An 11834-nucleotide genomic window follows, 5' to 3' on the forward strand; every position below is an offset into this window, starting at 1 on the left:
CGGTTTTTTTTTATATTTTTATAAATCGGCTTCATTTCGCGTGGTTTTACGTTAATTGAGCAATGTTTATTTCGCGATCGATCCAAGTATCATCATAAAAATTGGTTTCGTGAGTCACTAAAATTACTGTGCCGGTATAAGCTGCTAAAGCAGACCTTAAAGCAGATTTAGATAATTCATCTAAATGATTGGTAGGTTCGTCCAACACTAACAAGTTAGCTGGTTGTAACAGTAGTTCGGCTAATTTTATTTTCGATTGTTCACCACCAGATAAAAGTTGGATAGGTTCTTGAACCTGTTTCGAGGTTAAAGCCACCTGTGCTAAATTTTGCCGAAGTATTTTCGTAGTTTGCTCGGGAAATTGTTCGTGTAGATAAGTCAATGGCGACATGGTGGGTTGTGGCCATGATAAAATTTGGCGGTAGTAAGCAATTGTCAACAAAGGGGCCAATTTAACCGTCCCAGCCACTGGTGGCAACTGCTGCATTAGCGTTTTAATTAAGGTGGTTTTGCCCACACCATTAAATCCACTAATCACTACTTTTTCATGATTGCGGATAGAAAAATTTAGTTCTTGCTTCAATAATGACTGCTGGTAACCAATTTTCAGCTTCGTGACTTGAATGGCTATCTGGCTGGTTAAAGGTACTTCCTTAAAATAAAATTGTGGTATTTTGCGGTTGGCCGGCGGCGATAAGACTTGCATTTTAGCCAATTGTCGTTGGCGGCTTTTGGCGCTTTTAGCGCGACTGCCGGCATGATTTTTTTGAATATAAGCCTGTGCCTGCATAATTTTTTGCTGTTGGCTGGCATAGGTCTTCAAATAGGTTCGTTGATTAGCGGCCTTTTGTTGCAAAGCTTGCCGTAAAGTCCCTTTGTATCGTGTTAAGTGTCCTTGTTCCAGATCATAAACAGTGTCAACAACTTGTTGCAAAAAGTGATAATCATGGGAAATCACAATAAATGCATTAGCAAATGATTGCAAGTAAGTCACTAACCATGCAATATGTTGCTTATCTAAATAATTGGTGGGCTCATCTAAAAGTAAAATGTCGGGTTTTTCTAAAAGTAACTTAGTTAAAATCAATTTCGAACGTTGGCCGCCACTTAACTGCCCTACAGGGCGCTCATAGCCAAGGAGATCAATCCCTAACCCCGTGGCTACTTGGCTAATTTTAGTATCAATGTCATAGTAACCCTGTTGTTCTAATTGATTTTGTATTTGTCCCGCTTGTTCCCACAACACAGGAGTTTCTTGGAGTGCTAATTGCTGATATGTCTGCTCTAATTGCTGAGCAGCATCAATCAGTTCTTGAAAGGCACTACGCAAAAACTCCCATACAGTTTGTTCCAATGGGAGTTGAGCATATTGATCTAAATAACCACGTTTAATTCTTTTTTGCCAGGTAATCTGACCGCTGTCTGGTACCACTTGATCTGTTAATACTTTAATAAGCGTGCTTTTCCCCGCGCCATTGGAACCAATCAGACCAATATGTTCATGTGCATTAACTTGAAAAGTTTCATCCTGATATAGCGTTTTTTCAAAATACGTTAAACTTAAGTGCTCAATCTTTACGATACTCATTTATTACTCCAATAGTCTGTGATTCGAGACCTAATATCGTATTTTATTTTAGTAACCATTGTTTACATTGGCGTCTGTTGAACTATCAGTATTCCCGTAAGTATCAGCACTATAATCATTAGCATAATTTTGAGAATATGTGTTGGCATCTTCGGCATCAAAATCATTCGTAGTAGTTGCATCACTTTGCTGACCTACCTCCAGATCGTTTGTAGCAGAATAAATAATATACTGTTGTTGATTATCCGAACTATCAAAGTCAAAATTATTTTTTTCTACATTCATACGATTGAGCCGTGTCTCTGTATTATTCAATTTAGTCTTCTTTTTGCCAACACTGGTGCGCAATCGATCGCTTACTCGTTGTAATTCATCAGTCGGTGCTACCTCAAACGCCTGACCATCAATGGTTACACTATGCCCGTGCAGGTAATCAGATCCCATATCTTTAGCGGCTCCCCGATAATATTGAATTAACGCGGTAATATCTCCCATCGCCAAGTCTGTACTCATGGAGCCGGAAATGCTATTCATTAATTTTTGGGCATTGGGCAAATTATTTAAGGACAGCGCCTTTTTCACGATAGCAATAATAACCTGGCGTTGCCGCTTTTGTCGACCATAATCACCTTCAGGATCATCATATCGCATCCGTGAATAAGAAAGACATTGGCGGCCATTTACTTTCTGTTTACCTTTTTTGAAATGATCACCTTCACAAGAGAAAGCAAAAGGCGAATCCACTTCAATACCTCCAATGGCATCTACGATTTTAGGCAAAGAATGAAAATCCAAGGTTAAATAATGGTCAATATTAATATTGAGTAATTTTTCCACAGTTAAAATGGAACCTTCTGATTTATTCAAATTATAGGCAGCATTTAACTTGGCAATTGAATGATATGGAACATTTTTACCATACATTTTAGCTAACGTATCTCGTGGTAAACTCATCAATAAAACTTTTTTTGTTTGTGGGTTAATAGTAGCCACAATCATAGTATCAGAGTTGCCACGATCATGCCGACCTTCACCGCCAGTATCGACCCCTAAGAGTAAAAGTGTGACCGGCTTTCGTTGAGCAATAGCTTTGGAAGGCTTAGCATCTTTATTGACTTGATATGCGTTATTAAAAGCATTATTGGCTTGTGAATACAAACGAAATCCATAAGCTCCCAACACAAAAAAAGCCATCAATAATAAGACGCTAACAACTTTTAACGTAGTATGTTTTTTTACTTGCTGCCCAGCACCTAAATATATGCGTTGATTACGTTTTAAAAAAGGGCGCAAATTCCGCTTATCCATTAACTAACCTCGATTGTTCTGATAGTTTTAATGTTTAACTAAACTATCCCATTTTTAATATTTAGTGGCTGCCCAGCTCGTACGCGTTGCGCTAACATAATACTTTTATCCACAATAATATCTTGCGCATCAATAATCGGAAAGTGATGGTCCGCTGCCTGCTCTTGAGCTAGCGACAATTCGGTACAACCTAAAATAATAACCTCGGCTCCAAAATCATGTTGCATCCGCTGTAAAATATCATAGTATAACGCGGCATTTACTTGATTACGTTTTTTTATATAATCATAAATGAGTTTCATCACATCGGCTTGCAGCTGCTGATCTCCTACAGTATAATCTAAACCCTGATGTGTCAATTCGGTTTGATAAATCTGATCTGCTAGGGTACCTTGAGTCGCAATTAAGCCTACCCGATGGACTTGCGGATAGCGTTGTTTTAAGGTAGCCACCGCGATTCGTGGCATATGCAATAAAGGAACTGCAGTAGCTTGCTGTAATTGTGTATAAAAAAAATGCGCCGTGTTACAAATAATTACCATAAAAGCTGGTTGCAGTAAACTTTGCTGTTGAATATCTTCCAGTAAATCCGGATAAAAGTTAGGGGCATTACGATCTAAGATATACGTCGTGCGATCCGGAATTGTAGCGTGATTCACTAAAATATAATTCAAATAATCTTGATCTTTTGTGGCGGGCGTGCGTTGATTCAATAAACGCAAATAACTTTGCGTCGCCGCAGTTCCCATGCCTCCAATAACCGTAAAAAATTTTTTCATAATTCTAACCTACTCTAATTCTTGAATTACTTGTTGAGCCACATGCAAATCATTGGGATAAGGCGTATCAATCCCTTGAACTTTTTGATAAGCATCCTCGCCCTTACCGGCAAGCACCACTAAGTCTCCCGGACGACTAACAGTGATGGCCTGTTGAATTGCTTGTTGTCGATCCAAAACAATTTGAACTGCTACACGCTGATGATCAATTTTTTGATCAATCTCTTGACAAATCTCCTGAGGATCTTCAAATCCAGGATCATCAGTAGTGAGATAAGCTTGATCTGCAAATTGGGTCAAAGCCTTAGCAAAACCAGCTCGGCGAGAAACGCCTTTATTACCAGGACTACCTACCACCACGATAATTTTCGACTGGGGATTTTGACGTTTTAAAAAACTCAATAACGCCCGCATACTGGCATAATTATGGGCATAATCAATGTACACTGTTCCGTGTGTTTGCGTTTTTAAAGACTCCATGCGCCCTGGAATATGCACATTAGCGATCGCATTTTTCGCTAATTGATAAGGAGCTCCGGCTAGCCCTGCTCCGATAATAGCCGCTGTGGCATTACATTCATTGAAATCACCAGTCAGACTGAGCTGATAGCAGCCATCGATATTAAGAAGGCGCGCTTTAGGAGTTTGACTCAAAATGGTAAACTGACTATCCGTTAAAGTTGCTTCTTCATTATAGTAAATAAAGTCGATGTTAGCATTCTTGTGTTTGGTTTGACGTGCGAATAGATAAATATTTTCTGGGGCCGTGGTTGCCGTAGCAGCTTGATAAATTTCGGTAAAATGATCCGAATCTGCATTGAGAACACAGCACCGGGAATTTACCAGAAGTTGTAATTTACAATGTAAATAATCTGCAAAATCCGGATGCTCATTAGGACCAATGTGATCTGGAGTAATATTTAAAAAGAAGCCTACATCATACTTGAGCCCATATACTCGATTCCGCTTATACGCCTGTGAAGAAACTTCCATTACTAAATGTGTCATGCCATTATCCACTGCTTGACGCATATCGTGAAATAAATCTAACGATTCCGGTGTTGTCAAATCGGATTTGAACCGTTGTTGTGACTGTGGACCAACAATTCGATCAATTGTAGAAAATAAGGCGGTTTTCTTATTGGTATAGTCTTGTAAAATACCACGTGTAAAATAAGCCGAAGTAGTTTTACCTTTAGTCCCTGTAAAGGCAATAATCATTAATTGATTTTGCGGATAGTCATAAAAAGCTGCTCCTAAAAGGGCCATCGCTTTTTGCACATCCCGGACAATGAGCGCATTCATCCCTTTAATTTGTGGATACTCAACTTCAGAAACGTAAGTTGAAGCTCCCCTTTGTTGGGCATCGCGTAAGTAATCTTCTTTAAAGTGCGTGCCCTTACAAAAGAACATCCCGTCTTTTTGGGCTTGTAGTGAATCATAAGTAACTGCCGTAATTTCATTGTCAAAAACAATTTCGGCTTTTTTTAAGAGCTGATGTTCTTGAAGTAATAAAATACAACCGTTTAGAACTAACGTCATAACTAATCTCCTTCATGGGCGCGTTTGTTTTTGGGTAGAACTACTTTAAACTGGGTCAACCGTTGGTTAGACTGAACACTAATTTGGCCATGATGCAACATGATTAAATTCTTGGCAATAGCCAAGCCTAATCCCGATCCGGAATCATTGGGTGAGCTTTGATAAAATCGTTCAAACAGATGTTGTTGATTTTGCGGATCGATACTCACTCCATCATTAGCCACAGTCACTTGTACAACCTGTGCAGCATCTTGAACCTGCAGCCATAAATGACGTGCTCCCCGACCATATTTTAAAGCATTCATAATTAAATTATTAAAGACTCGGCCTAATTTTTCCGTATCTGCTTGAATAATAATCGGGTGCGCCGGCGTCTGGGTCACAATTTGTACCTGTTGTTTTTGCGCCTGTAATTCAAATTCGGCAGCTAATTGCTCAACCATTTGAACCATATCTAAGTTTTGCCAATGTAAATGAATACTGGCTGTCGTAGTCGTGGTATATTCAAATAAATCATTAATTAAACTTTGCAATTGTTGGGCTTTTTGATAAGCAATATGAATATATTTTTGCATTTGCTGCTGGGGTAACTGTGGTTGTTGTTCCATCAAGCCTAGAAATCCTACAATGGAAGTTAAAGGGGTGCGTAAATCATGACTAATATTGGCAATAAACTCTCGTTGCGTTTGGTTAGCTTGCTGTTGATGTTTAGCCTGTTGCATCATCGAAATTAAAACTTGATTGATATGGCGTGCGATAATCGAGAGGTCCTTATTTTGAGGCAATGACACCAAACGTTGCGGTATGTCTGTTAACTTTATTTGCTTTAATTCCGCCAACAGCTGACTAGTTTGTAAATGTTGCCAATGAACGCTTAAAATTAACACTAACAAGGTACCATCCCACACAATTAAAAGCAGCAGCGCTAACACACGCACATCAAAAAGTTGGCACCACCACTTAAAAACTATAAATTCCGGTACAACTAATAATAACAGGGTTAATGCCCCCCACATAACCAACTCTTTTTGTTGTCGGGGGGTTAATCTGGCAGTTGATTGCATCCTTAAGCCTCCACTTTATAACCGACACCCCACACAGTTTCAATCACTTTTTCCCCATCCGTAGCTGCTTCTAATTTGTCACGTAAATGACTGACATGAACCATGACTGTTTTCGTCGAAATTGCACTATCTTGCTTCCACACTCGTTGAAAAATTTCATCCGCTGAAAAAACTTGATTAGGGTGACTTGCTAGTAAATATAAAATATTAAACTCCAACGCGGTCAATTGTACTCGTTGTTGCTGTGTGGTAAGCACTTCATGAGAACGCTTGTCAATTAATAAAGGCCCTACCGCCAATTTGTCGGGGGCCGCCGTTAACATTTGTGGATTGGCGCGTCGTAACAAAGATTTGACCCGAACTACGACCTCCAAAGGATTAAAGGGTTTGACAACATAATCATCAGCTCCCGTTACCAATCCTTGGATTTTATCCAAATCATCGGTTTTAGCAGAGACAATTAAAATAGGAATTCGTGAGCGCTGACGTACTCTTTTCAAAACTTCATTACCGGACATCCCTGGCAACATTAAATCTAAAATCATTAAGGCAATCTGGTGATCGCTGGCCAAACATTTTAGTGCTTGAGGGCCCGTAGCCGCAGTTAGTGGTTCAAAGTCTTCATTTTTTAAATAAATACTTAATAACTCGGTAATATCTGGGTCATCATCCACTACTAAAATCTTGATCATTATCGTTACCTCTTAAATTCTTTCTCGATTATACTAAGAAACAATTCGATTGCCAAACTGAACTAATGCACCCGGTGGTGGCGTTGCCATTCAGCCCAAATAAACATTATGATGATACAAATAAAGGTTACATAACCTGTCATGCCTAATTGAGTATTAATGACCCAACCAAAATTAACCCCCCACATTGCGCCTAATTTTAAGGCTATCCAAGCCCCGACATATAAAATTACAGTAAAACCTGCTCCTTTAGTAGCTAAACTACGACCAAAATGATTAGGCATTAAGGAACCTAAAATAACTACGACAGGTCCGGCGGCTAATAACCACAACCCTAAATCCGGATTAATTTGTAAATGAAAATTGTAATTCAACATTAATAAACCTTGTTTGATAGTCTCCGCCAAGGAAGGAGCGGTCGCATTGGCCAGATTATTACCTCCTAATAAATTGTTCAAAAAGAAGGCCGGCCAGTAACTGGTACTTGCCGTGATCAAAGCCAAAAGCAATAAGCCCCATGAACGCTTGGTCTGCACTTGAATCGGCTGATTGGCAACCACCGTATTTTGTGGGGATGCTGTTTGATTCAAAGGAGCGGTTTTTTTAATCCGCTTGGTTTGCATCCGTTGCACTTGTGCTGTGGTCTGAGTCTCGGCATGAGCAAATACCCGCTTAATTTTGTGATCCAAAGGTGTCCGTTGGTTGGTAGCAATTTTAAAGCCCCAAATAACTAACCCAATAGCTACAATCAAGCTAATGATCTTCCCGACATAGATATAGGTTAAAAAAACTAGTAAAAGCGCTAGCAGCATCGTAATCCAATTATTTTTCAGCCAAATAAGATAATCGATCGCAGGTCCATGTACTATTGCGGTATGCTCGCGTGATGAGCGCTGCCGTGAACGTCTTAATGGCGTTGAGGTAGTTTTTTGGGCCTCAGTCGAGGTAGTTGTTTGGGAGTCAGTCGTGGAACGTAGTCGGAAACCACAATTAGGACAAACTTTATAGTTTGCCTCTAATTTATGACCACAGTTTGGACAATATTTCATAATAGCTTTGCCTCCGTCTACACTTTTAATTTCAGTTTAGCACATGGTAATTTGAAAATTATATGCCCTGAGACCGATTCATACATTGTTATCCTATCTTAAAACCTTGAAATTTCTGTGATTTTATCATTAATATAAGAAAAAAATCCTTCAGATAAATCTGAAAAACCCCAAATATGACCAAAATGGCTACAACAATAAAATTATCATAGAATATCTTTGGAATATTCACTAACTTTCTACCGGAATAAATTGTTATTCTACTATCTATGCTTCTATTAAATCATAACCACTAAAAAAGTCGCGAGGATGATTTTTCCAAGCGACTTGTTAAAATTTTCGAAAACGTTGCTGCCTTTGCTGTAGTAAGTTGGATAACGACAATTGGTCAAACTCTTGTAATTGCTGTAAAATTTTTGATTTGAAAAATTGCAAATCGTCCTTTAACCAACTTTCAGGTAAAACGGCTTCCACCACTTGATGTTCTAATAACCAATGAGGTTCAATATGCATTAACTGCGCTGCCTTTTCCGCTTGGTGCGCATCTTTATACATAATGGATGCAAAACCTTCTGGAGACAAAACGGTATACATACTTTGAGCAAACATCCACACCCGGTCCGCACAAGCTAACGCTAACGCGCCTCCGGATCCTGCTTCACCAATAATGATAGCCAAAATGGGTACTGGCAGCTGCAACATTGTACTGAGGTTTTGCGCAATTGTTTGTCCCTGACCTGCTTTTTCGGCATCCGCTCCCGGGTAAGCTCCCGGTGTGTTGATCAAAGTCAGAATCGGAATTTTTAAGTTAGCGGCCGTTTGCATCATGTGCAAAGCCTTACGATAACCGGTAGGTGTCGGGCTCCCAAAATGGGTTTGTAAACGTTCTTGTAACTCTTGCCCTTTATTAGTCGCAATGACAGCGACTGCGCGGTTTGATAAACGAGCCCAACCAGTAATAATAGCTGCATCATCACCACTGACGCGATCTCCATGACATTCTACCCAGTCATCAAATAAATGGGCGATTAACAAGCGCAGATCTGCCTTAGTTTCACTTCGCGCCCCTGCCATAATTTGTTTTACTTGCTCCTCACTCATGGCAATCACCTGTCCATCTAGTAGCCGCCATAATACTTAACATTTGTTCCAGCGCCACAGATTGTTGTGGTCGCGGGACAATGGCATCTATAAAACCCCGTTCATAAGCTTTTTCAGCACTTTGAAAATCGGGCGGTAAAGCTTTATTCATCGTCTGCTCAATAACCCGTTGCCCGGCGAAACCAATAAGGGCGTGCGGCTCTGCCCAGATCACATCCGCTTGCGTGGCAAAACTAGCTGTTACTCCGCCAGTCGTTGGATCCATTAAAATACTCAAGTAAAACAATCCGGCTTGTCGATGCTGAGTCACGGCTTGCGAAATTTTAGCCATCTGCATTAACGACAAAATTCCTTCTTGCATCCGCGCACCCCCCGACGCACACAATAAAATCACTGGTAATTCTTGAATTGTTGCTTTCTCAAATAGACGTGTCAAGCGTTCACCATTAGCAGTCCCTAGACTGCCCATAATAAAAGTGGGATCCATAATCCCTAAAGCCACTTCATGATGAGCTATTCGGGCTTGCCCTGTCCACACTGCATCTTTTAATTTGGTTTTAGCTTGCGCTTGTTGCACTTTTTGCAAATAATTGGGAAATGCTAGTGGATCAGTAGTTGTTAAATCCGTGTCCCATTCTACAGTTTTTTTCGTCAACATCTTTAAACGTTGATGCGCGCTCACTCGCAAGCCATAGCCACAATCGGGACAAACTTGATATTTACCAAAACTGCGAAAATAATACTTTTGCTGACAGTAAGGACAAATGCGAAAAATCCCTTGCGGCACGCTTAAATGATATTTTTGTAAAGCGGCTTGCGGGTGTTGGGCAAAATGTCGTACCTGTTCGTTAACACTCATTGATTGCTTCCTTTAGTATTTTGGATTGTGCCTGAAACTCCGGGCCAAATTTTTGATCAATATCTGTTGTTAAATAAGTTCCTTGACGCACCCGCGGTTGTTTTAACAAGGCTTCTAAAAAATCATGATTAGTTTTTAATCCTTGTAAATGAAATTCGCTTAAGGCTTCTGTTAACCGACGTAAGGCCACAGTTCTTTGTGGAGCATGGGCGATGATTTTAATAATCATTGAATCATAAAAAGGTGAAATCCGATCACCGGCTAACACCCCACTGTCCAGGCGAATCCCTAAGCCACCCGGTAAATCCAATTGCTGAATTGTTCCCGCCTGAGGTTGAAAATTATGCTGCGGATCTTCAGCATTGATGCGCGCTTCAAGCGCCACCCCGTCTGCTACCACATCTTGTTGGGTTAGGGTTAAATTTTGCCCTGCCGCAATTTGAATTTGTTCGCGAATCAAATCCAAACCCGTAACGGCTTCAGTAATCGGATGCTCCACTTGGATACGCGTATTCATTTCCATAAAATAAAAATGATGTTTTTGATCCATTAAAAACTCCAAAGTACCGGCGTTTTCATAACCAATAGCTTGTAAAGCAGTAATAACTGCTTTTTGCAAAGCCGTCCGCTCAGCAGCGGTCATTAAGGTACAGGGGGTTTCTTCCAGAACTTTTTGTTGCTGACGCTGAAGCGAACAGTCCCGTTCCGGCAAAGCTATGACATGATGGGCTTGATCTGCTAAAATTTGGATTTCAATATGTTTGGCGGGACGGATGACTTTCTCCAAATACATTTGTTGATTACCGAAAGACAATTGGGCTTCTTTTTGCGCAGCTATAAAGACAGCAGGTAAATCTTCTGGACAGTTTACCTGTCGAATCCCTTTGCCTCCGCCCCCGGCCGCCGCTTTGAGCATGACAGGAAAGCCAATATTCTGAGCCACTTTTTGCGCTTGAGCAATCGTTTGAATCGTACCTTGGCTGCCTGGAATAATCGGAACTTGGTGTTGGGACATTGTTTGCCGAGCATTAGCTTTATTACCCATGAGTTCTAATAACGCGGCCGAAGGTCCAATAAAAGTAATTTGACACTCCGCGCACAACTGGGCAAACTCTGCACTTTCAGACAAAAAACCATAACCGGGATGAATCGCTTGCGCGCCCGTCAAAAGCGCCGCGCTGAGGATATTTTCCATATTTAAATAAGAATCTGCCGGCTGCGGTCCGCCAATACAAACCGCTTCATCTGCCAATTGCACAAATTGTGCCTGCTGATCTGCCGTCGAATACACTGCGACTGATTTAATTTGCATTTCTCGAAGGGTGCGAATAATTCTAACTGCAATTTCTCCGCGATTGGCAATTAACACTTTCTCAAACATTACCTTACCCTCCTTCATCTTTTATTGAATGGCAAAAATCAGATCTCCACTACAAGCTACTTGGTCCTCGACTAGTGCTTGTGCATGTCCTAAGCCGGCATTGCCATGTAATTTATCCAGCTGTACTTCTAAACGCAAACTATCTCCGGGACGCACCATATGCCGAAACTTCACCTTTCTCACCCCTCCAAAATAAGCGGTTTTGCCTGCAAAGGTAGGCAGACTTAATAAGGCAATGGCCCCCGTTTGGGCTAAAGCCTCTAAAATTAAGGCTCCCGGCATGACAGGATTACCAGGGAAGTGTCCCTGAAAAAATTCTTCATTAATAGTGACATTTTTACGTCCAATCGCAAATTCTCCCGGTACGTAATCTAAAATACGATCCACCAATAATAATGGGTACCGATGGGGTAAAATTTTTTGAATTGCAACTGTATCTAATTCATGCGGTAATTTGTTTTCCACCATTAC

11 protein-coding genes are annotated in these 11834 nt (G+C 40.6%); all 11 read right to left on the reverse strand.

The window, feature by feature from the left end:
* Positions 1 to 46 precede the first annotated feature (46 nt).
* On the reverse strand, positions 47 to 1588 hold the full coding sequence (locus JG30_RS07275; RefSeq protein ID WP_046317688.1) for an ABC-F family ATP-binding cassette domain-containing protein: 1542 nt from the start codon (positions 1586 to 1588) through the stop codon (positions 47 to 49).
* A gap of 48 nt (positions 1589 to 1636) precedes the next feature.
* A complete protein-coding gene (locus JG30_RS07280) occupies positions 1637 to 2896 on the reverse strand; it encodes an LCP family protein (RefSeq protein ID WP_052725261.1) in 1260 nt (419 codons plus the stop codon).
* Between the two features lie 38 nt (positions 2897 to 2934).
* Positions 2935 to 3675 carry an aspartate/glutamate racemase family protein gene (locus JG30_RS07285; protein ID WP_046317690.1) on the reverse strand — a complete coding sequence of 247 codons (741 nt, stop codon included), beginning with the start codon at positions 3673 to 3675 and terminating at the stop codon, positions 2935 to 2937.
* Between the two features lie 9 nt (positions 3676 to 3684).
* Entirely contained in the window at positions 3685 to 5217 is a 1533-nt protein-coding gene (locus tag JG30_RS07290; protein ID WP_046317692.1) for a UDP-N-acetylmuramoyl-L-alanyl-D-glutamate--2,6-diaminopimelate ligase, read from the reverse strand.
* A gap of 2 nt (positions 5218 to 5219) precedes the next feature.
* Positions 5220 to 6281 (reverse strand): sensor histidine kinase, encoded by a 1062-nt coding sequence (locus JG30_RS07295; RefSeq protein WP_052725262.1) that lies wholly within the window; start codon positions 6279 to 6281, stop codon positions 5220 to 5222.
* Between the two features lie 2 nt (positions 6282 to 6283).
* The gene (locus tag JG30_RS07300; RefSeq protein ID WP_046317992.1) at positions 6284 to 6970 is read right to left on the reverse strand and encodes a response regulator transcription factor; all 687 of its coding nucleotides are present in this window, start codon (positions 6968 to 6970) and stop codon (positions 6284 to 6286) included.
* A 65-nt stretch (positions 6971 to 7035) separates the two neighbouring features.
* Positions 7036 to 8022, reverse strand: coding sequence for a zinc-ribbon domain-containing protein (locus tag JG30_RS07305; protein ID WP_046317694.1), 987 nt, complete (start codon positions 8020 to 8022; stop codon positions 7036 to 7038).
* Positions 8023 to 8352: 330 nt separating this feature from the next.
* A complete protein-coding gene (locus tag JG30_RS07310; RefSeq protein WP_046317696.1) occupies positions 8353 to 9123 on the reverse strand; it encodes an acetyl-CoA carboxylase carboxyltransferase subunit alpha in 771 nt (256 codons plus the stop codon).
* Positions 9116 to 9982, reverse strand: a complete 867-nt coding sequence (locus tag JG30_RS07315; RefSeq protein ID WP_046317698.1) for an acetyl-CoA carboxylase carboxyltransferase subunit beta — start codon at positions 9980 to 9982, stop codon at positions 9116 to 9118. Before JG30_RS07315 ends, JG30_RS07310 begins: the two co-directional genes overlap by 8 nt.
* Complete coding sequence (locus JG30_RS07320; protein WP_046317700.1) at positions 9972 to 11363, reverse strand: acetyl-CoA carboxylase biotin carboxylase subunit; 1392 nt, start codon at positions 11361 to 11363, stop codon at positions 9972 to 9974. Before JG30_RS07320 ends, JG30_RS07315 begins: the two co-directional genes overlap by 11 nt.
* A 21-nt stretch (positions 11364 to 11384) precedes the next feature.
* The gene (gene fabZ, locus JG30_RS07325; RefSeq protein ID WP_046317702.1) at positions 11385 to 11831 is read right to left on the reverse strand and encodes a 3-hydroxyacyl-ACP dehydratase FabZ; all 447 of its coding nucleotides are present in this window, start codon (positions 11829 to 11831) and stop codon (positions 11385 to 11387) included.
* Positions 11832 to 11834 lie beyond the last annotated feature (3 nt).

Source organism: Bombilactobacillus mellifer (assembly GCF_000970795.1).
In the GTDB taxonomy this organism is placed as follows: Bacteria; Bacillota; Bacilli; order Lactobacillales; family Lactobacillaceae; genus Bombilactobacillus; species Bombilactobacillus mellifer.

Coding starts and splice junctions, on each gene's coding strand:
- JG30_RS07275 (WP_046317688.1), bottom strand. CDS start 1,588: ATGAGTATCGTAAAGATTGAGCACTTAAGTTTAACGTATTTTGAAAAA.
- JG30_RS07280 (WP_052725261.1), bottom strand. CDS start 2,896: ATGGATAAGCGGAATTTGCGCCCTTTTTTAAAACGTAATCAACGCATA.
- JG30_RS07285 (WP_046317690.1), bottom strand. CDS start 3,675: ATGAAAAAATTTTTTACGGTTATTGGAGGCATGGGAACTGCGGCGACG.
- JG30_RS07290 (WP_046317692.1), bottom strand. CDS start 5,217: ATGACGTTAGTTCTAAACGGTTGTATTTTATTACTTCAAGAACATCAG.
- JG30_RS07295 (WP_052725262.1), bottom strand. CDS start 6,281: ATGCAATCAACTGCCAGATTAACCCCCCGACAACAAAAAGAGTTGGTT.
- JG30_RS07305 (WP_046317694.1), bottom strand. CDS start 8,022: ATGAAATATTGTCCAAACTGTGGTCATAAATTAGAGGCAAACTATAAA.
- JG30_RS07310 (WP_046317696.1), bottom strand. CDS start 9,123: ATGAGTGAGGAGCAAGTAAAACAAATTATGGCAGGGGCGCGAAGTGAA.
- JG30_RS07315 (WP_046317698.1), bottom strand. CDS start 9,982: ATGAGTGTTAACGAACAGGTACGACATTTTGCCCAACACCCGCAAGCC.
- JG30_RS07320 (WP_046317700.1), bottom strand. CDS start 11,363: ATGTTTGAGAAAGTGTTAATTGCCAATCGCGGAGAAATTGCAGTTAGA.
- fabZ (WP_046317702.1), bottom strand. CDS start 11,831: ATGGTGGAAAACAAATTACCGCATGAATTAGATACAGTTGCAATTCAA.